The organism is Nitratireductor thuwali (genome assembly GCF_036621415.1).
In the GTDB taxonomy this organism is placed as follows: Bacteria; Pseudomonadota; Alphaproteobacteria; order Rhizobiales; family Rhizobiaceae; genus Chelativorans; species Chelativorans thuwali.
The window spans coordinates 2,673,843-2,694,322 of the sequence record NZ_CP030941.1; the positions used below are offsets into that span (position 1 = coordinate 2,673,843).

Consider the following 20,480-nt stretch of genomic DNA (forward strand, 5'->3'; position numbering starts at 1 on the left):
GACGCTTGCCGGCGCTTCGATCACCTGGCCCGATGCGCCCGATAGCATGTCCTTTACTGCCGCGATTTACAGGCGCTGCCGGCTCTGCCAGTCTCCGCCTCCCGGAAATATCATCATCCGGCCATGATCTCTGGACCGGACAACCCTCGGCGGCGCGCCGCAGCGGCGCCGTTGCCGAGAACCCTTCCACTGGAACGTGTTGAGCAATAGACGATGGATACTTCTCCAGAAACCGACGACACGGAACAGGAAGCAACCGTGCTGGACCGCGTTCGGGAACGCTTGCGCAGTCTTTACCACGGCCATTCACAAGGCGCGTTGCGGTTCCAACTCGCCGTCATGGTCATCGATCTCTTGATTATCGCATTCTTCATCGCGAGCCCGGTGTTGCGCGAGCGGCCGTCATTTCTCTGGATCGATTACTCCATTGCGGCGCTGCTGGCCGCGGACATCTCGGCCCGCGCGCTAGCCTCGCGCGATATTCCGCGCTGGCTGCGCCAGCCCACGAGCGTCGTCGATCTTTTCATCTTGGCCACGCTGCTCGCGCCGTTCTGGCTGGCTAATCTCGGCTTCCTGCGCGTCCTGCGGCTTTGGTCGCTCTCGCGCAGCGGGTTTCTATGGCGCCCGCTCATCCGGCGGGGCTACGGGCCGTGGCGCGAGGTCGTCCATTCGGCCCTCAATCTGGTCACCTTTCTGTTCGTGGTGACCGGCTTCATCTACACCTTCTTCTTCAGGGAAGATTCCGGCCTCGCCGGCTATGTCGACGCCCTCTACTATACGGTCACGACCATGACCACGACCGGCTATGGCGATATCCTCCTGTCGGGCATGTGGGGCAAGCTGACCTCGGTCGCCATCATGATCGCCGGCATCACACTTTTCATCCGTCTGGCCCAGGCGATTTTTCGGCCCTACAAGGTCCGATATCCGTGCCCGCAATGCGGCCTGCAGCGCCACGACCCCGATGCGGTCCATTGCAAGGCCTGCGGCTATCCGCTGAAAATTCCCGATACCGACGATTGAGATAGTAGCGCGGCGATGCGTAGACGGGGCGCACCGATGCGCTCCAAGGATTGGTGGTCCGAATCGGCGCACAACCGGCGCCTCGCGGCTCAGTGCTTGGCGGTTCGTCCTTCCTTGGATTCCAGTTCGAGGAACTTTTCCGTGAGGCCCTCCAGATTGTCCTCGAGCCACTTGGCCATCGACAGTTCCTCCTGGAGGATGTCCTCGCACACCCTGGCGGTCTCCGTGTCTCCCATCTGGCGTGCGGCCGCGATGAGTATTTTGTAGCTTGCGATCTCCATTTGCTCGAACGTGTAGCTCGCAAGCACGCCTTTCACCACCTCATCGCTCGTGAACATTCCGCTGAGACCCTGTCCGAGTCCCACCAGCTTCGTCCCTGCGTCCTTTACGGTGGAAGTATCGCTTCCGAGCCGGCGCAGGCATTCCTGGACGCGTTTGGCCTGCCGCTCGGTTTCCTCGACGTGCTGTTCTATGCGCGCCTTAAGCTCCGGATAGTTTTCGATCCGCCGCGCAAGACTGCTCAGCATGGTTATAGCCTGTTCTTCCGCTGCGTGGGCGTCCTTAAGCCAAGACAGCACATGGTCCTTTGGGTTGGTCATGGGGAGCTCCTATTTGCTGCTGGCCCATGAACCTTTGCTGTAATGGATTGTTCCGCAACGCAGCTCGCTGCTCCGCTGCGGCGGCCCTTTGCATCAAGATCGATTCCGATCAGAGCGTCGGGAGCGCGGCTTGGCCGCGTCGACCTCTCTTTTTCCGTCGTCGTCTTCGACCGTGCCCTGTGGCTCGTCCTGCCAGTGATCGATGCCGTCCGAGTGCAGCGAGAGGTCGACCGGGCGGATCGGTTCCGATGGTGACGCCCCGGCGATATCCGGCGCCTGCGCTGATCCGCCGCTCGGACCGCCTCCCGGCGCGGCCGCGTCTTCCTTCGCCCGAGACTGCGGCTCGACACCGCCGCCGGAAAAGGTTCTCCGCCACCAGTTCAGCAATGCTGATCTCATTTTGCCTCTCGATCTGGAGTCTCGGGGTGCGCCTTTGTTTTGGGCGCAGCATGAGCGCGAAGTGGAACAGGCAGGCTCCGGTGTATCTGCCTGCCGTCGCTGCCGCGCGTATCGCTCTATCGTCTCGGGACACCCGTCGGCTCGGAGATGCCCTTGAGGGCTTTGATGGAGGCTCGCTCGCCCTCGTCGCCGCTCCGCGCAAGATCGGCAAGCGAGACTATGCCGACCAGCCGCTTGTCCCGATTGAGCACAGGCAGGCGATGGACTTGATGCTCAGCCATCAGCTCTCCGGCCCTTTCGACTGGCTCGTCGTCGAAGCAATAGAAAACCCGCTCCGACATCACCTCTCGTACTGCAATGTTTCCGCTCGCGCCCTCCGCGGCCACACCGCGCATGGCGATGTCGCGATCCGTCACCATGCCGATGAGCCTGTCGTTCTCACCCACGGGCAGGGCGCCGACATCGTCTTCGCGCATCTTGCGAGCAGCATTGACGATCTTCGTGTTCGGATCTGCCAGATCGACTTGGGGGGTCATCACTTCTGCAACATTCATGCTTCAATCCTCCTCTGTCTTCACAGGGGCGAACACGGATCGTGCCGGACTTGTTCCGAGGGAATACTTGTGCTCGTTCAGTCGATGTTGGCGTTCCTTGACTTGGAGCGCGCTCGAATTCTTGGGCTGGATCTATTTTGGGGGGAGGCTGGTCATGAAGATCGGAGAACTGGCGAAACGGACTGGGCTGTCGGCCCACACGATCCGGTATTATGAGCGCATCGGCTTGCTGCCGTATGCGGACCGTGACCAGTCGAAGCAACGGGATTATGATGCATCGATCCTGACATGGATCGAGTTTCTTGGTCGTCTGAAAACCACGGGCATGCCGATCCGGGACATGCTGCACTACGCGGCCTTGCGCGAGCAAGGTGCCGGCACGGAGGCGGAGCGCCGTGATCTGCTCATTCGGCACCGCGATCGCGCGCGTGCTCGCATTGCCGAACTTCAGTCCTGCCTTCTCGTCCTCGACACCAAGATTGCCGGCTATGCCGGCACCGGGCAGAGGATGAAGGACTATGATTCAGAGCTACCTCAACGCCGGCGAAAGCCGGCTGGAACGCGGCTGGCGCATGCGCGCCGAGAATGACGGCCTGGCAGCCGACTGGCCCGGCTGCCATAACCTGAGCGCCATCGGCTGGCCTTCAGTCAATGGCCGGAGTCAAGCCACTCCGCCTTTGAGGCTGTTGAAGACCGGAAGGCTGTACGTCAGTCAGACCGTCACGACGATCTTGCCAAACTGTTCATTGGACTCCATGAAGCGATATGCCTCGATGATCTGATCGAAAGGAAAGGTCTTGGCGATAACCGGTCGAAGTGAACCCGAGGTCAGCCCATCGAGGATAAACGCCTTGGCGGCTTCCAACCGTGCCGGATCGCCGACGATCTCGTGTACGAGGTAGCCGCGCAGCGTCAGTGTCTTGCTCAGCACATGGAGCAGCGGGAAGGGTGTCGGGTCGGGGCTCAGGCTGCCATATTTGACGAGAATACCGCCGCGCGACATTGCCGCCGTCAGGGGCTCGAAAATGGGTCCGCCGATTGGGTCCAATACGACACGCGCACCGTCTGGGCCGGTTATTTCCTTCAGCCGGGTTAGCAGATCCTCCTCCGCCGAGGCGATGACATAGGCAGCGCCCGAGTCGAGCAGGGCCTTCTTCTTGGCAGCCGTTCGCGTGACCGCGATCGTGGTTGCGCCAAAGATATTAGCTATCTGTATCGCGGCCAGCCCGACGCTGCTCGATGCAGCGGTGATGACCACGAAATCCTCCCCGCGGAGCTTGGCGATGTCGATCAGCGCTCCGTAGGCGGTGAGATACTGCATCCAAGTGGCGGCCGCCGCTTTCCAGCTGAGCGATGGCGGGTGCTTAACGACGAGCTCAGCAGGAAACGTGGCAAGATCGCTATAGGCTGGCCAGCGTACCATCGATATCGGCGGTATAATGCTGACGGCGTCGCCTGCCACGAGGCCTTCGACACCTTCTCCCACCGTTTCGACCGTGCCCGCTGCCTCCAGGCCAAGACCGGAAGGCAATTCCGGGCTCTCGATATACCTGCCCGAACGCAGCAACGCCTCGGCACGGTTGAGCCCGAGCGCTCTGACGCGGATTCGAACCTCTCCGCGACCTGGTCCCCGCGACACCGATCTCCTCGATGCGCAGCACCTCGGGACCACCATGCTCATGAAACCGGACGACACGCGCCATCAGCTACAACTCCAAAGCGATTGAACTAAATGATCTATGCCTGCCGCCACCGGCAGGATAAATAGCCGTACAGGCAGGACAGAAGAAACCGGGGGTTACCAATATTGGATCGCCTTACAAGCATGGCCGTGTTTGTCAAAGCCGTCGACCTGGGCTCATTCGCGTCCGCCGCCGCTGCGCTCGATCTCTCCGGACCGATGGTCGGCAAGCATGTCCGGTATCTCGAAGAGCGTCTGGGAGTGCGCCTCATCAACCGGACCACACGCCGCCAAAGCATCACAGAATTCGGGCGCGCCTACTACGAACGCTGCCGCCTGGTGCTCGCTGAAGCCGAAGCTGCGGAAGCGCTCGTGGCCGAGCAGCTCTCCCAGCCGCGCGGGAGGCTGCGTGTCACCATGCCCGCACTTTTGGGCAAGCACTGCGTTGCCCCCATCTTGCTGGAGCTCTCGTGCCGTCACCCAGAATTGGAGCTTGATCTGTCGTTCAGCGACCGCATCGTCAACCTCGCGGAGGATGGCTACGATCTGGCCATCCGGACTGGCAAGCTGGAGGACAGGACCGGTCTGATGGCACGCCGCGTCGCACGCCACCGAATGGTTGTGTGTGCGTCGCCATCCTATATCGAGAAACACGGTCGCCCACGGGACCTGGATGACCTCGGTAGCCACCATGCCATTGTCTACAGCAGGCCCGGCTGGGTCCATTCATGGTTGTTCCCCGGTGACGGCCAGCCGATAAAGATAGCGCCGGTCAACCGGCTGCGTCTCGACGACCTCGATGCGATTGCCGATGCCTCAACCGCAGGCATGGGGCTCGCATGGCTCCCATCCTGGCTGGTTCGCGAGCGTATTCAGGCGGGCTCGCTCGTCCCGCTGCTGTCGGATCATCCGGAACATGTGTTCGACAATTATGCGCTGTGGCTGCAGACACCTTACTTGCCGCTGAAGATCCGCCTTGCTGTGGATGCGGTGGCCGCTGCGTTGCCGAGATACATGACATGAGATCAGGGGCGGGATCGGGCGCGGCGGGTTGCGTCGGTGCAAAGTATTGCGACAGCTGGCGCTGTGCGGCTGATGCGACGTCGTCCGGCGCGGCACGAATCTCTGATCTGACAAGCGCGACGGTTCGAGATCGCGTGAAGCCTGAGTGGGAGGCTACTCCGCCGGGGCGGCCAGCCGGCGTCGGTCGCGCGCAATCCGGACGATGGTGATGGCATTTGTCGCGAAGACCAGAAGTTCAGCGGCCAAAGCGCCAACTGAGCCGATATATGCATTCGCCGCAGCCCAGCAGAGTGCGGCGACCGCAAGGGCGATGCGCATGGCAATACCCCGCAGCATGAACATCGCGATGGTTCCTACGATACCTGCCACAAGGGGAAAAATGTCGGTCGCTCCCTCCCAGGTGACGGCGGCCACGGCGGCTGTCGCGCAGACGAACAGCACCGTGGCAGGCACGCTGCCCGGCATGCGTCGGGCCAAGATAATGCGGAGGATGATCAGGGCCGTAATCGCCGATGCGGTCCAGGCGCCAAACAGAGCGAACTGCGTCGCAAATGCGACGTTGCCGAGGATCAGGATTGCCAGCAGCCGGTCGTCATTCTTGCTCGCAAACGCGACGATACACAGAGCGAGGGCGATGAAGCCGACGATCTGGCCGAGCACTTGTGGATTGAAAAACAGGTCCATCTCTCCGGCATGATCGCCACCCTTCACGGCGTCAAGTGCAGGATAGGCCATAAAGGGCTCAGCCGTTGACACTGCCCGGCAAATCGATCGGTCCACAAGAACGCAAAGAGAGCGCAATTCTCACCAGGATTGCAATCGGCACCGGCCATGCAGGATACCTCATGGCACAGTCTCCGCAACGCTGTGGTCGGATCTGGCGCGACCCAGTAGTGGACGTTGCCTCCTGGGCAGTCTGCGTCGGCCGCGACGAAGCAAAGGCCGGCGCCGGTGGTCGAAGAAGCGCCCCCGGCGGTAGCGGGGGGCGCATTGTCTTGTGCTGATGGTATCAGTGGAACGAGCCGTCAGCGGCGGCCGGCTAACATCGGCTCGGTCATCGCGCGGCTGTAGGCGACGGCCTTTTCGAGATAGGCATCATAGCTCTCCAGAACACGGGCGACGTCCTCGTTCTGGCCGGCGAGCTCGGCCTTCACCTGCGCCCACGCATCCCCCATGGCGGCCACCACCTCATCAGGGAAGTTGAGGAACTCTACGCCCTCGTCCTTCAGCGCCTGCATGGCCTGAGCGTTGTGGTAGTCGAACTGAGCCTGCGCCTCGAGCGCAGCGGCACTCGCCGCGGCTCCGCAGATCGCCTGGAGGTCGGGCGAGAGCTCATTCCATGCATCGGCATTGAAGACTACGGCCAGCGCGGCGCCCGGCTCCGCATAGGCCGGCACGTAGCAGAGCTTGGTGATGCGCTGCAGACCAAAAGCCTGGTCGAGCATCGGGCCCACCCACTCGGCAGCGTCGATCGCGCCCGACTGCAGCGCCTGAAAGATCTCCGTCGGCGGCAGCAGAACCGCGTTGACGCCAAGCTTGCGCAGCATTTCGCCGCCGAGGCCGGCGATGCGCATGTTGAGCCCCTGGAGATCATCAAGGCCTTCGATCCGGTTCTTGAACCAGCCGCCGGACTGGGTGTTGGAGTTGCCTGAATAGAACGGCTTCAGATTGCGCTGGGCGTAGATTTCGTCCCAGATTTCCTGGCCGCCGCCCCAGCGCAGCCAGGCATAATGCTCGTTCGACATCATGCCGAAGGGCACGCCCGTGTACCAGTGCAGCGCCGGGTTTTTGCCGGCGGCGTAATAGGGCGGGGCATGGCCGACCGGCACGTTGCCCTGCTGGACCGCGTCCTCGACTGAGAAGGGCGGGACGAGCTCGCCGGCGCCATAGACGGTCAGATGCATCCTGCCGTCGGACATCAGCGAAACGAGTTCGGCATAGCGGTTGACGTTCGTACCGACGCCCGGTGCCGCCTTGGGAAAGGACGAGGCGATGTTCCACTCGATCTTTCCCTGGGCGATCGCGGGGGCGGCCAGTCCGCCGGCCGCGGCGAGCCCGGCGCCTCCAGCCAGAAAGGTTCTACGTTTCAATGGACGGTCCTCCTACTTTTATCCTGTTTATCCGAAGATCTTTGACGGCAACCAGGTCACCAGATCGGGAACTAGAATCAGCAGCGCGAGCGCTATGAGCTGTAGAATGACGTAAGGTATCACGCCGCGATAGATGGCGCCTGTCGAGATCGTGCGCGGCGCGACCGATCGAAAATAGAACAGGGCGAAGCCGAAGGGCGGCGTGAGGAACGATGTCTGGAGGTTCATCGCGAGCAACACGCCGAACCAGACCGGCGAGATGTCGCCGCCGAGGATGGCGGGTCCAAGCAGCGGCACGACGATGTAGATGATCTCCACCGCCTCGAGGATGAAGCCGAGCAGGAAGACGAGCAGCATCACCATCATCAGCGCCCCGAACTCGCCGCCCGGCAGTCCCTGGAGCAGTGCGGTGACGATGCGGTCGCCGCCGAAGCCGCGAAAGACGAGCGCCAGCAGGGAAGCGGCGATGACGATGCCGAACACCATGCCGGAGATCTTCATCGTCTCCGAGAGCGTTTCCTGGAGTACCCGGCTGCGCCATAGGCGCCAGGAGGCGAGCAGCGTGCCGGCCGTGATAAGGAACGCGGCCAGGATGGCGGTCATCCCTGCGGGACTGCCGGGCGCGGCACGATCCAGTCCCGCCATGCGCAGCGCCACCAGTGAAAAGGCCGCAAGGCCCGCCATCACCAGCACGGTCCTGCCGAGCGGGTTCTTTTCCGCCAGGAAGGCGGCCATCAGAAGCGCTCCGACCGCACCGAGGCCGGCGGCTTCCGTCGCGGTCGCAACGCCCGCCAGGATAGAGCCAAGAACGGCGAGGATGAGGAGCATCGGCGGCAGGAAGGTGAAGACGACGTCCGCTGCGGGCACCCTCTCTCTCGCGCGCGCCGGCGCACCCTTTGCCGGGCGCAGCACGAAGGCGAGATAGACGCCATAGATCGCCACGAGCAGGAGGCCGGGCACAAGCGCGCCGGCGAAAAGGTCGCCGACCGAGACGGCGGAAGGCGCGAAGTTGCCCGCTCGCTGCTGCGCTTCCATATAGGTGTTGCCGATCTGGTCGCCCAGCAGCACGAGCAGGATCGAGGGCGGGATGATCTGCCCGAGCGTGCCGGACGCGCAGATCAGGCCGCTGGCGCGGCTGGCAGGGACGCCGGAATCGAGCAGCGGCTTCAGGCTTACCATCACCAGCATGACGATGGTGGCCCCGATGATGCCGGTGGCCGCCGCGATCATCGCGCTGAAGAGAAGCACCGATAGCCCCATGCCGCGCGGGCTGCCCCCCATCATGCGCGCCAGCACCGTCAGCATGCGCGCCGCAAGGTTCGCCCGCTCCAGCAGCACGCCCATCAGGACGAAGAGCGGCACCGCCATCAGGAGGCTGTTCGTCATGATGCCCCAGATGCGGGCGGGGAAGAAATTGAGGAAGCCTAGATCGAAGGCGCCGAAGAGGCTGCCGACAATGGCGATCAGCAGCGGCATTCCGGCAATGGCAAGCATCGCCGGAACACCGCTGAGAATCCCGGCGAACAGCGCCAGGAACATGAGAAGGAGGAATATTTCCTGCAGGATCACGCCGACGGCTTCCCTTCATCGCCGCCATCCAGCACCGCGGCGATGCCCTGGACGATCACGAGCAGCGCGGAGACGGGCAGCGCCGTCTTGATGATGAAGAGGCCGGGCAGCCCACCCGTCTCTACCGAAGCCTCCCGGATCGCCCAGCTGTAGCGAAGATCCGGCCAATAGGCCCAGATGGCGAGGCCGAAGACGGGAACCAGGAACACGATGAGCGCGAACAGGTCGGCCCAGCGTAGATAGCCGGGCGGCATCCGCTCCGACACCACGTCGACGCGAACATGGCCTCCCTGCGCCAGGCAGACCGGCACCGACAGCGCGAGGAAGACGGCAAAGGCGTAGGCCGCGAAGTCCTGCAGCCAAATGAAGCCCATGCCGAATCCGTAGCGGAGCATGACAACCGCCAGGACCGTGGCTACCAGCAGCATGCAGGCAACCGCGCATACGATCCGCGTGATGCGGTCGAGCGCGCCGCTGAATGCGAGAAAGAAATGCCGCAGGGTCTCCTCCCCTCGATCAGTTGCGACGAGAAAGCACCGGTGCGTCGGCGGGTCAATCCCAAAGACGGTTTAGGTGAGGGTGCCAGCGCTGTCTCATCGTTCCCTGGAAGATCGCGAGGCATAACATCGATAGGCTGCGGCAAACCCGGGAGGGGCTTAGAAATATTCCGGGTATCGAGCTCTGATCTGATCCACGGTGCCGAGCGTGCCTGAAAGGTGCTCGCGCACGGAAGCTTCCGTTGCGGCGAGATCGCCCCGTTCGATGCCCTCCAGGATCCGATGATGGCAAACAAGGATGCTGGCCGGTTTTCCCGGCTCCGGCAGGTTGAGATTGCGCAAGCGGTCGATATGGCCGGAGCGCGCGGTCACGAGCTGCCAGAGATCCGCGACGCCGGCTGCTTCGCAGAGGGATTGGTGAAATACCCGGTCGAGCCGCGCGAAACGCTCCAGCTCGCCGGCCTCGAACGCGGAATCCTGCAGCGCAAGAACCTTGCGGGCCGTTGCGATGATTTCCCTTCTTGCGCCGCACAACGCCAGACGCCGCGTTACCTCCACCTCGATTGCCAAGCGAAGGAACTGGCTTTCGCGCGCATGTTCGACATCGATCTTCGAGACCTCTGTTTTCGACTGGGGGCGGATGACGAGGAGCCCTTCTTCCTCGAGCTTGAGCATGGCATCGCGTACCGGCGTCTGACTGACACCGTAATGTTGCGCGATCTCTGAGCGCGACAGGTGCTGCCCGGGAGCCAGGTCGAGTGAAATTATCCGCTCGCGCAGTGCATGGTGTATCTGCTGGCTTGCGGAGACGCGCTTGATCCCCTGTGCAGGGGAAGAGCCGGGAAATGCTTCGTTCTCGGCGATCACCGCAATGTCGTGGCCCTTCATCTTTATCGCGCCGTTCCCTGATCTGGTGTGGTGTCGTTCCCCGATATATATACCTTGCTTGACGCAATTACACTAATATATTAGTACATCAGATCGACGGGGCCGGTCGCCTCGCCAGGTCTCAAGGGAGGATAAACATGGCTTTCTCAAAGATTGCGCTTCTGGCTGTATCTGCCTCGGTAATGGCAGGCTCTGCGCAGGCAGATACGCTTAACATCCAGACTTCATTCAACGCCGGAGACTTCTCGACGCAGTACCTGACCGAGAACTGGCTGCCCAAGATTTCCGAGATGACCGAGGGCCGCATCGAGATCGTGCTGACGCCGAATGGTTCCGTCGTCCCGGCTCGGGAGACGCCCGAGGCTGTCGCAGCTGGTGTGCTGGACGGTGATTTCACATCCGTGAACTACTTCTCGGGCCTGGAACCGGCCTACGCCATCATGGGCGATTTGATCTCGGGCTATGAGACGCCTGAGCAGATGCTTGATTTCTGCCGCGAGGGCGGCGGCGAGGCTGTGATGCAAAAGGCTGCCGACGCAGTAACCGGAGGCGAGGTCAAGGTTGTCGCTTGCGGCCCTTATTCGCGGGAGTCGCTGCCCGCCCGCGTGCCCATTCGCACGTTCGAAGATCTCAAAGGCAAGAAGATTCGTTCGCCGGAAGGACTGGCCGCCGCCGTCTTCCAGGCAGCGGGGGCCTCGCCCGTTTCGATTCCCTTCTCGGAAGTTTTCGGCGCGCTGGAAAAGGGCATTGTCGATGCAGCGGACGCTTCGGCTTACGTGAACAACGACGCCACGGGCATTCACGACGTTGCCCCTTACCCGCTGTATCCCGGCATTCACTCCATGCCTTCGATGCAGTTCACGGTCAACAAGGAGAAATGGGAAGTACTCTCGGAGGCCGATCGAAAGGCGCTTCGCGATTGGTGGTATGAGGCGATGTACGCGATGGCCGCCGAGGTTGCCAAGCAGGATGCCGCGCTCGCGGCCCGTGACGATGCGGCCGATGACATCCAAGTCATCGACTGGGCAAAGGAGGACCGCGACCAACTGAGAGCGGTGGCGCGTGAGCAGTGGGAGATCTTTGCCGAAAAGTCCGGACTCGCCAAAGAGGCGCTTGATGCGAACATCGCCTATATGACCAAAATCGGCTTGTTCCAGGAGTAGGTGGATCCCCGCGCGCTGCCTTCGTACTCGTCGCAAGGCAGCGCGTTTTTGCTTCATCATGACATCCGGGGGGAAGCGCGATGAAGCGCTCACTTGCCATCTACGCCGGGTTGATCGACAGGTTCAGTGTCTTCATCGGCCAAGCCTGTTCTATTCTGCTATTCACATGCATTGCGGTTTCCGCTTGGGAAGTGGTGATGCGCTACGGCTTTGACCGCCCGACGGTCTGGACCATCGAACTGGCGATGGCCCTTTGCGCGAGCGCCTGGGTGCTTTCGGTGGGGTATGTTACCCAGCGCAATCGCCACATCTCCATCACGATGCTGGAACTGCTGGTCGGCCCCCGTGTCTGGCGACTGTTCCGCCTCTTTCAGATGCTGATCTCCATAGGGGCGATCTTCGTGCTGTTGCTGGCTCTGTGGGATCCGGCAGTCAAGGCGCTGAGCCGTGTCGAGCACTCCGGGACGGCGATGAATTCCATCCAGCCGACCATTCTCAAGGTCCTGCTCGCAATTGGCTGCGTTCTCTACCTGCTCCAGCTTCTGGCCAACGTCATCCACTGGGCCCAAGGCACGGAATCGGAGGTCGACGGTGGGCATTGAATCAATCACGCTTTTGATCGTCCTCGCGCTGCTGGCGCTTATGGCTCTAGGCCTGCCTCTGGGCATAACGACGCTAACGGTGTCGCTGGTGACTGCGATTCTTTATTTCGGAGAGCGGGCCGGCTTCTTTATCGTGGCGGCGAATGTCAGCGAAGTTCTGCACAAATACGAACTCATCGCCGTTCCGTTCTTCGTTTTCATGGCGAATGTGCTCGAGCGATCGGGAATCGCAAAGTCGCTGTTCGACTCCATGGCCATCATGGGCGGCCGCTTTCGCGGCTCGGTGGCCGTGCAGACATGCATTGTCGCTGTCGTCCTCGCGGCGATGTCGGGAATCATGGGTGGCGAGATCGTCATGCTGGGTCTGATTGCGCTGCCGCAAATGCTGCGGCTCGGCTATGATCGAAAGCTGTCGATAGGCATCATATGCGCAGCCGGGGCACTGGCAACGCTGATTCCGCCCTCCGTTGTCCTGATCATCTACGGGCTGGCGGCACAGGTTTCGATCACCAAGCTTTTTGCCGCCTCGGCGGTTCCGGGGCTAATCCTGGCCGCGCTCTACATAACTTACATTCTTGTCCGCGTGCGCCTGAGCCCTGCCATGGCGCCGATCTACGACATTCCCGAAACCGGTTTGCCCTTCTTCAAACGGATCAAATATCTGAAGGGGGTCATTCTGCCGGGAGTTCTGATCGGCGCGGTTCTCGGCGTTATCTATTCCGGTGTGGCGACGGTTACCGAAGCCGCTGCCGTCGGCGCAATTGGAGCGCTCGCCGTGGCGGCGGCGCGCAAGGAGCTTACCTGGACCATGGCACGGGACGCCATGCGCCAGACCGTCCTTACGGTCGGATCGATCATCTGGCTGGTGCTCGGCGCCGTGTCTCTCATCGGCATCTACAACCGCATAGGCGGCGGCGAATTTCTCCGCGGGCTGCTGACGGCGCTGGACGTCGCGCCGATCTGGGTGATCGTGGTGATGATGCTCATCGTCATGGTGCTCGGCACCTTTCTGGAATGGATCGCCATCATTTTCATAACCGTGCCGATCTTCGCCCCCGTTGTCGTCGATCTGGGCTACGACCCGGTCTGGTTCGGGGTACTCTTCGCGATGAACATCCAGATCTACTATCTTTCTCCGCCTTTCGGGCCGGCTTGTTTCTTCCTCAAATCGGTAGCACCGAAGGACATCCAGCTTCAGGAGATATTCGCCGCCGTCCTTCCGTTTATTGCGCTGCAGGCGGTCGGGCTCTTTCTCGTGCTGTTCATCCCAGAGCTGGCGCTCTGGCTCCCGGCGATGCTGGATTGAGGAGGTTTGACAGGCAATGAGCGACCCAAAGCTAACCCATCAAGATGAAGAGCTATCGGCCTTGGAGTTCGGCGCGGAAGAAAAGCGCGACCGTCACGATTTTGGGAATTGGCCGGAAGTCGCAGGTGTCGTCCTGACGCTCTTCGTCACCTGGCTGATCTTCGCATTTACCGGATAAAGCAATGGCAAGAAAAGACCCTAAGGATCTACGTTCCGCACGCTGGTTTGCCCCCGACGACCTGCGCAGTTTCGGACACCGCTCCCGCATGATGCAACTGGGCTATGCGGAAGAGGAATATCGCGACAGGCCGGTAATCGGCGTGCTCAGCACGTGGTCCGAACTGAACACCTGCCACTCGCACTTTCCCGAACGTGTCCAGGATGTGAAGCGCGGGGTCGCACAGGCAGGCGGCTTCGCCGTGGAGATGCCCACGCTCTCGGTCGACGAAAGCTTCACCAAGCCCACCTCGATGCTCTATCGCAACCTGCTGGCTATGGAGACGGAGGAGATGATCCGCTCGCACCCGCTGGACGGTGTTGTGCTGATGGGTGGGTGCGACAAGACCACTCCGGGTCTGATCATGGGCGCTCTCTCCGCGGGCGTGCCGATGATCTTCCTCTCCGCCGGCCCCATGCTGCGCGGCAATTACGCCGGCAAGGTTCTCGGATCCGGTTCCGATGCATGGAAGTACTGGGACGAGCGCCGCGCGGGCAATATCGGCGACGACGAGTGGCAGGGCATCCAGGCTGGCATCGCACGCTCGGCGGGCACATGCATGACCATGGGGACGGCATCCACCATGACTGCGATCGCTGAGGCGATGGGGCTCTCCTTGCCGGGCTCCTCCTCCATTCCGGCGGTCGACTCGGCTCACCAACGCATGTCAGCCGCCTGCGGAAGGCGGATCGTCGACATGGTCTGGGACGATATGACCCCCGACATGATCGTCACCGATGCTGCCTGCCGGAACGCAGCGATCGTGGCCATGGCCACCGGCTGCTCGACGAATGCCGTCGTTCATCTGATTGCCATGGCGCGGCGGGCCGGCGTCAGTCTCACGCTCGATGATCTGGACGCGCTCGGCCGGTCGACGCCGCTCATTGCAAATGTACGACCTGCGGGAAAAGACTATCTCATGGAGGACTTCTATCTTGCGGGTGGTCTGAGCGCGCTGATGAAGCAACTCGAGAATATGCTGGATTGCTCCGCAATGACGGTCTCCGGCAAGTCTCTGGAGGAGAACCTCAAGAACGCCCGAGTATACAATTCAGATGTTATCCGGCCGCTGTCGAACCCTGTCTACCATGAAGGTTCGCTTGCCGTGCTCCGCGGCAATCTCTGTCCGGACGGCGCGGTGATGAAGCCTGCGGCCTGTGACCCCAGATTCCATTTCCACGAAGGTCCAGCACTGGTTTTCGACAGCTATCCCGAGATGAAGGCGGCGATCGACGACGAGAGCCTCGATGTCACGCCTGACCATGTCCTGGTGTTGCGCAATGCCGGACCGCAGGGCGGCCCGGGCTTTCCGGAATGGGGTATGTTGCCGGTTCCTAAAGCTCTGATCAGACAGGGCCACCGCGACATGTTGCGGCTTTCCGATGCCCGCATGTCGGGCACGTCCTACGGTGCCTGCATTCTGCATGTCGCCCCCGAAAGCTTCGTCGGCGGACCGCTGGCCCTGTTGCAAACCGGCGATATCGTACGCCTCGACCTGCCGGGCCGCCGTCTCGACATGCTGGTGGATGAGGACGAGCTTGCGCGCCGGCGCGAAGCCTGGATTTCGCCTAAACCTCGTTTCGAGCGCGGCTACGGCTATATGTTTGCCCGGCACGTCACCCAGGCGGACCAGGGCTGCGACTTCGATTTCCTCCAATCCGACTTCGGCCGAACCGTCGGCGAACCCGACATCTTCTGAGGAACCCATGACTTCTGAGGAACCCATGACCGAATACGAGATTTCCAACGACACTCGCGCAAAGCTGAAGGGGACCTCGACCGCGTCGATCGCCACAGCGCTTTACAAGCGCGGGCTTCGCAACCAGTTCATCCAGGGCGTCGTGCCGGTGAGTCCCAAGCCGGAGAACATGGTCGGACAGGCGTTCACGCTGCGCTACATTCCCGCGCGTGAAGACCGCAACCCAATCACGGTGTTCCGCAACCCCGATCATCCCCAGCGCGTCGCGGTCGAAACATGCCCGCCCGGCTGGGTGCTGGTGATGGACGCCCGCAAGGATGCCCGGGCGGCGACGGCCGGATCGATCCTTCTGACAAGGCTCGCCTTGCGCGGGGCAGCCGGCGTGGTGTCCGACGGCGGTTTTCGCGATGCGGAGGGGATAGGAAGGCTCGACATGCCCGCCTACTACGCCAAGCCGTCGGCGCCCACGAACCTTACGTTGCACGAAGCGCTGGACATCAACGTGCCGATCTCGTGTGGCGAGGCGCCGGTTTTCCCCGGAGATGTGCTTGTCGGAGATCGAGACGGAGTAATGGTCGTTCCCGCGCACTTAGCCGACGAAATCGCGGACGAATGCTGCGGGATGGAAAGCTTCGAAGAATTTGTGCTCGAACAGGTTGAAGGCGGCTCTTCCATCATCGGTCTCTATCCCTGTACGAAGGAAGAGAACCAGAGGAAGTACGACCTGTGGCGCTCCAAGCGGTGACGCGGTTTTAGCCGGAGCGCAGATTGTTTCAACCATGGGCCAGACCGGGGCTTGGCTGTTCGGCAACAGCGCCTTGCTCCTGCGAATTTGCCTTCCCCCGCTCTCACGCCTATGGACCGGCTGCCTCGATGGCGGATACTGTCGCGGTTCGTTGCGAAAAAGGAGTGGTGCGGAACGATGGCAGTGCGGGAGAGTCGGTTGGATGATGCGGCCAGGGCTGGCTGGCTTTACTATGTTGCCGGCAATACCCAGGACCAGATTGCGGCCAAGCTCGGCGTATCGCGCCAGTCGGCGCAACGGCTCGTTTCGCTCGCCGTTTCCGAGGGGCTGGTGCGCGTACGTATCGACCATCCGATTGCGAGCTGCATGGAGCTTGCCCGTCAACTGAAGCAGCGGTTCAGCCTGAAGTTTGCCGAAGTGGTCCCGAGTGATCCATCGTCGACCTCGACCACGACCGGTATAGCCGAAGCAACTGCGGCCGAGATCGAGCGGCGCCTGCAATCGCCCGAACCGATCATCATGGCCATCGGCACGGGCCGCACGCTGAAGGCTGCGATCGAGCAGCTGCCGCCCATGGAATGCCCGCAGCACCGCATCGTCTCGCTGACGGGCAACATCGCCCCCGATGGTTCGGCCGCCTTCTATAACGTGATCTTCACCATGGCCGATACGGTCAAGGCGCGTAGTTTCCCGATGCCTCTGCCCGTCATTGCCTCGTCGCCGGCGGAGCGTCGGCTCCTGCATGATCAACCGATGATCCACTCGACGCTGGCCTTGTCCGCACAGGCTGATGTGACTTTCGTCGGCATTGGCGATCTGGGTCCCAGCGCGCCGATTTTCGAGGACGGGTTCATCTCGCGGGAGGAACTCACAGCCCTGCAAGAGGCAGGCGCCGTGGGCGAGATCGTCGGCTGGGCCTTCGATGCCGACGGGATGCTGATCAAAGGCATCACCAACGAGCGGGTGGCGAGTGCGCCAATTCCCTCCAGCGACACGTCTCTCGTCATAGCCGCCGCCATGGGACCGCGAAAACTTCCCGGCATTGCCGCAGCCGTCAAGCGCGACATCGTCAACGGCCTGATCACCGACGAACGCACCGCCTCGGCGCTTCTGGCTTCGGCCTGATCTCCCTCACCGGTTCCGGATTTTTGCCGCCCGCAATACGGGAGCGGGTTGACATGCCCTTGAAATGGGTATTTGCTCATACAAGTAGCAAATGCTCATCACTTTGGGAGGAGTATCATGAAGGTGAAGCGACTTGCTCTTGCTGCGTGTTCAGCGCTCTCAATTGCCGCGCATGCGCAGGCGGAAACCCTGACCATCGCCACCGTCAACAACGGCGATATGATCCGCATGCAGAAGCTGTCGGGTGCGTTCACGGAGCAAAATCCCGACATCGACCTGGAATGGGTGACGCTGGAGGAGAATGTCCTGCGCCAGCGCGTGACCACGGACATCGCCACCAAGGGCGGCCAATACGACATTATGACTATCGGCACCTATGAAGTGCCGATCTGGGCCAAACAGGACTGGCTGGTGCCGCTCGATTTCGGCGCCGAATACGACGTCGACGATCTGTTGCCGGCGATCCGAGCCGGGCTCTCGCAGGACGGCACGCTCTATGCGGCGCCGTTCTACGGTGAAAGCTCGTTCGTCATGTATCGGAAGGACCTCTTCGAGGAAGCCGGCCTGGAAATGCCGGAGGCGCCCACCTGGGACTTCATCGCGGAGGCAGCGCGCAAGATCACCGACAAGGAGAATGAGATTTACGGCATCTGCCTGCGCGGCAAGGCCGGTTGGGGCGAGAACATGGCCTTCCTGACGGCGATGGCCAATTCGTTTGGCGCGCGCTGGTTCGACATGGAGTGGAAGCCGCAGTTCGATCAGCCGGAGTGGAAGGAGGCGTTGCAGTTCTACGTCGACCTCATGAACGATGCAGGACCGCCCGGAGCCTCCTCCAACGGCTTCAATGAAAATCTTGCGCTGTTCCAGACCGGCAAGTGCGGCATGTGGATCGATGCTACGGTCGCGGCCTCCTTCGTGACCAATCCGGAAGAGAGCCAGGTGGCCGACAAGGTAGGCTTCGCTCTGGCTCCGGACAAAGGGCTGGGCAAGCGTGGCAATTGGCTGTGGGCGTGGTCGCTTGCCATTCCAGCGGGCTCCCAGAAGATCGATGCGGCCAAAAAGTTCATCGCCTGGGCGACCGGTAAGGACTATGCCGCGCTTGTGGCGGACAAGGAGGGCTGGGCCAACGTGCCGCCCGGTACGCGCACCTCGCTCTACGAGAACCCGGCCTATCAGGAAGCCGCCCCCTTCGCCGAGCTGACACTCAAGTCGATCCAGGCAGCTGACCCCACGCATCCCACGGTCGAAGAAGTTCCCTATGTCGGCGTGCAGTTCGTGGCGATTCCTGAGTTTCAGGGCATCGGTACCGCGGTTGGGCAGCAGTTCTCTGCGGCGCTCGCCGGCCAGTCGACGGTCGACCAGGCCCTATCCAGCGCACAGACGCTTGCCGAGCGCGAGATGATGAAGGCAGGCTACATCAACTAGCCGCCGCCTCCCGGGCCGCGCCACCTGTTTCTCCCAGGTGGCGCGGCCCTGGCAGCCTCGCAGAATACCAGCGGTCGATCGAAATCGGCGAAGGGCTGGCAGAACAGCCCACCTCGCGGGGCTCCGACCTTCCAACCGTCACAACGAAAGTGCGTATCATGGCGACATTGCAGACACGCGCCAGCGCCCGGCTGATGATGACGCCGGCGGTCGTCCTGCTGCTTCTGTGGATGGCCGTGCCTTTGGGGATGACCCTCTACTTCTCGATGCTGCGCTACAATCTTCTGATGCCCGGCATGGAGGAATGGGCGGGTTTGCTGAACTACCGTTTCTTCCTGACTGACCCAGCCTTCTTCACGGCCCTTGCAAACACCCTGCTTCTGGTTGGGGGCGTTTTATTGATTAGCGTCGGCGGCGGCATAATGATGGCGCTGCTCCTCGACCAGCCATTCTTCGGCCAGGGCCTCGTGCGGCTGATGGTCATCGCGCCCTTCTTCGTAATGCCCACGGTCTCGGCACTCGTGTGGAAGAACATGCTGATGCACCCGGTCAACGGCCTGTTCGCGTGGATCGCCCGCACCTTTGGCCTGCAACCGGTCGACTGGTTCGCCGAGGCGCCGCTGCTGTCCATCGTCCTCATCGTCTCCTGGCAATGGCTGCCCTTCGCGACGCTGATCCTGCTCACCGCGCTTCAGTCGCTCGACAGCGAGCAGAAAGAGGCGGCGGAGATGGACGGGGCAGGCGCCGTCTCGCGCTTTATCCACATCGTGCTTCCGCATATGGCACGCGCCATCACCGTGGTGGTGTTGATCGAGACGATCTTCCTGCTTTCCGTCTTCGCTGAAATCCTCGTCACCACCAATGGCGGCCCGGGCATACAGACGACGACGATTACCTATCTCGTCTACGTGCAGGCGCTGCTGCAGTTTGACGTGGGTGGGGCTTCGGCCGGCGGCATCGTAGCCGTGGTGCTGGCCAACATTGTCGCGATTTTCCTCATCCGCCTCATCGGCAAGAACCTGGATTAGGAGGGCACGATGGCGCGCGCAGTTTCAACCCGTACCAAGCTCAGCTTTACCATCCTCGGCTGGCTCGTCGGTTTTCTCATCTTTTTCCCGATCCTGTGGACGGTGCTGACAAGCTTCAAGACCGAGGGAACGGCCATAGCAACACCGCCGCAGTTCCTGTTCTTCGCCTGGACGGCGGAGAACTATATCGAGGTGAATGCCCGCTCGGACTATTTCAAGCACTTTGCCAATTCGGTGATCATTTCGGTGGGGTCGACGCTTCTCGGCCTGCTGATAGCCATTCCGGCCGCCTGGGCGATGGCCTTCTCGCCGACCAAGCGCACCAAGGATGTGCTGTTGTGGATGCTGTCGACCAAGATGCTGCCGGCGGTCGGCGTCCTGGTGCCGATCTATCTGATTTTCCGGGACAGCGGCCTTCTAGATACGCGGCTTGGTCTCACCGTCGTGCTGACCATGACCAACCTGCCGATCATCGTGTGGATGCTCTATACCTATTTCCGCGAAATCCCTGGCGACATCTTGGAAGCCGCGCGCATGGACGGTGCGTCGCTGGCCAAGGAGATCGTCTACGTGCTGACGCCGATGGCCATTCCGGGCATCGCCTCCACACTGCTTCTCAACATCATCCTGGCCTGGAACGAAGCGTTCTGGACGCTCAACCTGACGGCGGCCAAGGCCGCGCCCCTGACCGCCTTCATCGCTTCCTATTCAAGCCCGGAAGGGCTGTTCTGGGCCAAGCTTTCGGCCGCCTCGACACTGGCCATCGCGCCGATCCTCATCCTCGGCTGGTTCTCCCAGCGGCAACTCGTGCGCGGGCTCACCTTCGGCGCCGTAAAATAGGGAAACA

21 protein-coding genes and 1 pseudogene are annotated in these 20,480 nt (G+C 61.9%); 13 read left to right on the plus strand and 9 right to left on the minus strand.

Features of this window, described 5'->3' with window-relative positions:
- Positions 1-213 precede the first annotated feature (213 nt).
- Positions 214-1,023, plus strand: coding sequence for an ion channel (locus tag NTH_RS12975; protein WP_338530403.1), 810 nt, complete (start codon positions 214-216; stop codon positions 1,021-1,023).
- An 89-nt stretch (positions 1,024-1,112) separates the two neighbouring features.
- Here NTH_RS12975 and NTH_RS12980 read toward each other — a convergent pair whose 3' ends face one another.
- From NTH_RS12980 to NTH_RS12990, 3 genes are all read right to left on the minus strand, one after another.
- The gene (locus NTH_RS12980; RefSeq protein WP_338530404.1) at positions 1,113-1,622 is read right to left on the minus strand and encodes a ferritin-like domain-containing protein; all 510 of its coding nucleotides are present in this window, start codon (positions 1,620-1,622) and stop codon (positions 1,113-1,115) included.
- 93 nt (positions 1,623-1,715) lie between these two features.
- Entirely contained in the window at positions 1,716-2,021 is a 306-nt protein-coding gene (locus NTH_RS12985) for a hypothetical protein (protein ID WP_338530405.1), read from the minus strand.
- A gap of 116 nt (positions 2,022-2,137) precedes the next feature.
- Positions 2,138-2,575, minus strand: coding sequence for a CBS domain-containing protein (locus tag NTH_RS12990; RefSeq protein ID WP_338530406.1), 438 nt, complete (start codon positions 2,573-2,575; stop codon positions 2,138-2,140).
- Between the two features lie 154 nt (positions 2,576-2,729).
- Between NTH_RS12990 and NTH_RS12995 the strand changes: the two genes are divergently transcribed.
- Positions 2,730-3,164 (plus strand): MerR family transcriptional regulator, encoded by a 435-nt coding sequence (locus NTH_RS12995; protein WP_338531906.1) that lies wholly within the window; start codon positions 2,730-2,732, stop codon positions 3,162-3,164.
- 123 nt (positions 3,165-3,287) lie between these two features.
- Here NTH_RS12995 and NTH_RS13000 read toward each other — a convergent pair.
- Positions 3,288-4,278, minus strand: a pseudogene (locus tag NTH_RS13000) (zinc-dependent alcohol dehydrogenase family protein).
- 104 nt (positions 4,279-4,382) lie between these two features.
- Between NTH_RS13000 and NTH_RS13005 the strand changes: the two are divergent.
- Complete coding sequence (locus NTH_RS13005) at positions 4,383-5,279, plus strand: LysR family transcriptional regulator (RefSeq protein WP_338530407.1); 897 nt, start codon at positions 4,383-4,385, stop codon at positions 5,277-5,279.
- Between the two features lie 153 nt (positions 5,280-5,432).
- Here the strand turns inward: NTH_RS13005 and NTH_RS13010 are convergent, their stop codons facing one another.
- The 5 genes from NTH_RS13010 to NTH_RS13030 form a co-directional block, all read right to left on the minus strand.
- On the minus strand, positions 5,433-6,014 hold the full coding sequence (locus NTH_RS13010) for a YgjV family protein (RefSeq protein WP_338530408.1): 582 nt from the start codon (positions 6,012-6,014) through the stop codon (positions 5,433-5,435).
- A gap of 290 nt (positions 6,015-6,304) precedes the next feature.
- A complete protein-coding gene (locus NTH_RS13015) occupies positions 6,305-7,369 on the minus strand; it encodes a TRAP transporter substrate-binding protein (RefSeq protein ID WP_338530409.1) in 1,065 nt (354 codons plus the stop codon).
- Between the two features lie 27 nt (positions 7,370-7,396).
- Positions 7,397-8,938, minus strand: coding sequence for a TRAP transporter large permease (locus NTH_RS13020; RefSeq protein ID WP_338530410.1), 1,542 nt, complete (start codon positions 8,936-8,938; stop codon positions 7,397-7,399).
- Positions 8,935-9,366, minus strand: a complete 432-nt coding sequence (locus NTH_RS13025) for a TRAP transporter small permease subunit (protein WP_338530411.1) — start codon at positions 9,364-9,366, stop codon at positions 8,935-8,937. The genes NTH_RS13020 and NTH_RS13025 overlap by 4 nt, the downstream gene beginning before the upstream one ends.
- Positions 9,367-9,594: 228 nt before the next feature.
- Entirely contained in the window at positions 9,595-10,323 is a 729-nt protein-coding gene (locus tag NTH_RS13030) for a GntR family transcriptional regulator (RefSeq protein ID WP_338530412.1), read from the minus strand.
- Positions 10,324-10,460: 137 nt separating this feature from the next.
- Between NTH_RS13030 and dctP the strand changes: the two genes are divergently transcribed.
- The 10 genes from dctP to NTH_RS13080 all read left to right on the plus strand — a co-directional run bounded on the left by dctP (position 10,461) and on the right by NTH_RS13080 (position 20,473).
- A complete protein-coding gene (gene dctP, locus NTH_RS13035; protein WP_338530413.1) occupies positions 10,461-11,486 on the plus strand; it encodes a TRAP transporter substrate-binding protein DctP in 1,026 nt (341 codons plus the stop codon).
- 80 nt (positions 11,487-11,566) lie between these two features.
- On the plus strand, positions 11,567-12,088 hold the full coding sequence (locus NTH_RS13040) for a TRAP transporter small permease subunit (protein WP_338530414.1): 522 nt from the start codon (positions 11,567-11,569) through the stop codon (positions 12,086-12,088).
- A complete protein-coding gene (locus tag NTH_RS13045) occupies positions 12,078-13,394 on the plus strand; it encodes a TRAP transporter large permease (RefSeq protein ID WP_338530415.1) in 1,317 nt (438 codons plus the stop codon). The genes NTH_RS13040 and NTH_RS13045 overlap by 11 nt, the downstream gene beginning before the upstream one ends.
- A gap of 16 nt (positions 13,395-13,410) precedes the next feature.
- Positions 13,411-13,572, plus strand: coding sequence for a hypothetical protein (locus tag NTH_RS13050; RefSeq protein WP_338530416.1), 162 nt, complete (start codon positions 13,411-13,413; stop codon positions 13,570-13,572).
- A gap of 4 nt (positions 13,573-13,576) precedes the next feature.
- A complete protein-coding gene (araD, locus tag NTH_RS13055) occupies positions 13,577-15,310 on the plus strand; it encodes an L-arabinonate dehydratase (RefSeq protein ID WP_338530417.1) in 1,734 nt (577 codons plus the stop codon).
- Between the two features lie 25 nt (positions 15,311-15,335).
- Positions 15,336-16,055 carry a ribonuclease activity regulator RraA gene (locus NTH_RS13060; protein WP_338531907.1) on the plus strand — a complete coding sequence of 240 codons (720 nt, stop codon included), beginning with the start codon at positions 15,336-15,338 and terminating at the stop codon, positions 16,053-16,055.
- A 177-nt stretch (positions 16,056-16,232) separates the two neighbouring features.
- Positions 16,233-17,180: a sugar-binding transcriptional regulator gene (locus NTH_RS13065; protein WP_338530418.1), complete on the plus strand. Its 948-nt coding sequence runs from the start codon at positions 16,233-16,235 to the stop codon at positions 17,178-17,180.
- Between the two features lie 117 nt (positions 17,181-17,297).
- The gene (locus tag NTH_RS13070) at positions 17,298-18,605 is read left to right on the plus strand and encodes an ABC transporter substrate-binding protein (protein ID WP_338530419.1); all 1,308 of its coding nucleotides are present in this window, start codon (positions 17,298-17,300) and stop codon (positions 18,603-18,605) included.
- A 158-nt stretch (positions 18,606-18,763) separates the two neighbouring features.
- On the plus strand, positions 18,764-19,633 hold the full coding sequence (locus tag NTH_RS13075) for a carbohydrate ABC transporter permease (RefSeq protein ID WP_338530420.1): 870 nt from the start codon (positions 18,764-18,766) through the stop codon (positions 19,631-19,633).
- Between the two features lie 9 nt (positions 19,634-19,642).
- Positions 19,643-20,473: a carbohydrate ABC transporter permease gene (locus tag NTH_RS13080; protein WP_338530421.1), complete on the plus strand. Its 831-nt coding sequence runs from the start codon at positions 19,643-19,645 to the stop codon at positions 20,471-20,473.
- Positions 20,474-20,480 lie beyond the last annotated feature (7 nt).

Coding starts and splice junctions, on each gene's coding strand:
- NTH_RS12995 (WP_338531906.1), top strand. CDS start 2,730: ATGAAGATCGGAGAACTGGCGAAACGGACTGGGCTGTCGGCCCACACG.
- NTH_RS13065 (WP_338530418.1), top strand. CDS start 16,233: ATGGCAGTGCGGGAGAGTCGGTTGGATGATGCGGCCAGGGCTGGCTGG.
- NTH_RS12990 (WP_338530406.1), bottom strand. CDS start 2,575: ATGAATGTTGCAGAAGTGATGACCCCCCAAGTCGATCTGGCAGATCCG.
- dctP (WP_338530413.1), top strand. CDS start 10,461: ATGGCTTTCTCAAAGATTGCGCTTCTGGCTGTATCTGCCTCGGTAATG.
- NTH_RS13060 (WP_338531907.1), top strand. CDS start 15,336: ATGACCGAATACGAGATTTCCAACGACACTCGCGCAAAGCTGAAGGGG.
- NTH_RS12975 (WP_338530403.1), top strand. CDS start 214: ATGGATACTTCTCCAGAAACCGACGACACGGAACAGGAAGCAACCGTG.
- NTH_RS13025 (WP_338530411.1), bottom strand. CDS start 9,366: ATGCTGCTGGTAGCCACGGTCCTGGCGGTTGTCATGCTCCGCTACGGA.
- NTH_RS13080 (WP_338530421.1), top strand. CDS start 19,643: ATGGCGCGCGCAGTTTCAACCCGTACCAAGCTCAGCTTTACCATCCTC.
- NTH_RS12985 (WP_338530405.1), bottom strand. CDS start 2,021: ATGAGATCAGCATTGCTGAACTGGTGGCGGAGAACCTTTTCCGGCGGC.
- NTH_RS13070 (WP_338530419.1), top strand. CDS start 17,298: ATGAAGGTGAAGCGACTTGCTCTTGCTGCGTGTTCAGCGCTCTCAATT.
- NTH_RS13075 (WP_338530420.1), top strand. CDS start 18,764: ATGGCGACATTGCAGACACGCGCCAGCGCCCGGCTGATGATGACGCCG.
- NTH_RS13040 (WP_338530414.1), top strand. CDS start 11,567: ATGAAGCGCTCACTTGCCATCTACGCCGGGTTGATCGACAGGTTCAGT.
- NTH_RS13030 (WP_338530412.1), bottom strand. CDS start 10,323: ATGAAGGGCCACGACATTGCGGTGATCGCCGAGAACGAAGCATTTCCC.
- NTH_RS13010 (WP_338530408.1), bottom strand. CDS start 6,014: ATGGCCTATCCTGCACTTGACGCCGTGAAGGGTGGCGATCATGCCGGA.
- NTH_RS13050 (WP_338530416.1), top strand. CDS start 13,411: ATGAGCGACCCAAAGCTAACCCATCAAGATGAAGAGCTATCGGCCTTG.
- NTH_RS12980 (WP_338530404.1), bottom strand. CDS start 1,622: ATGACCAACCCAAAGGACCATGTGCTGTCTTGGCTTAAGGACGCCCAC.
- araD (WP_338530417.1), top strand. CDS start 13,577: ATGGCAAGAAAAGACCCTAAGGATCTACGTTCCGCACGCTGGTTTGCC.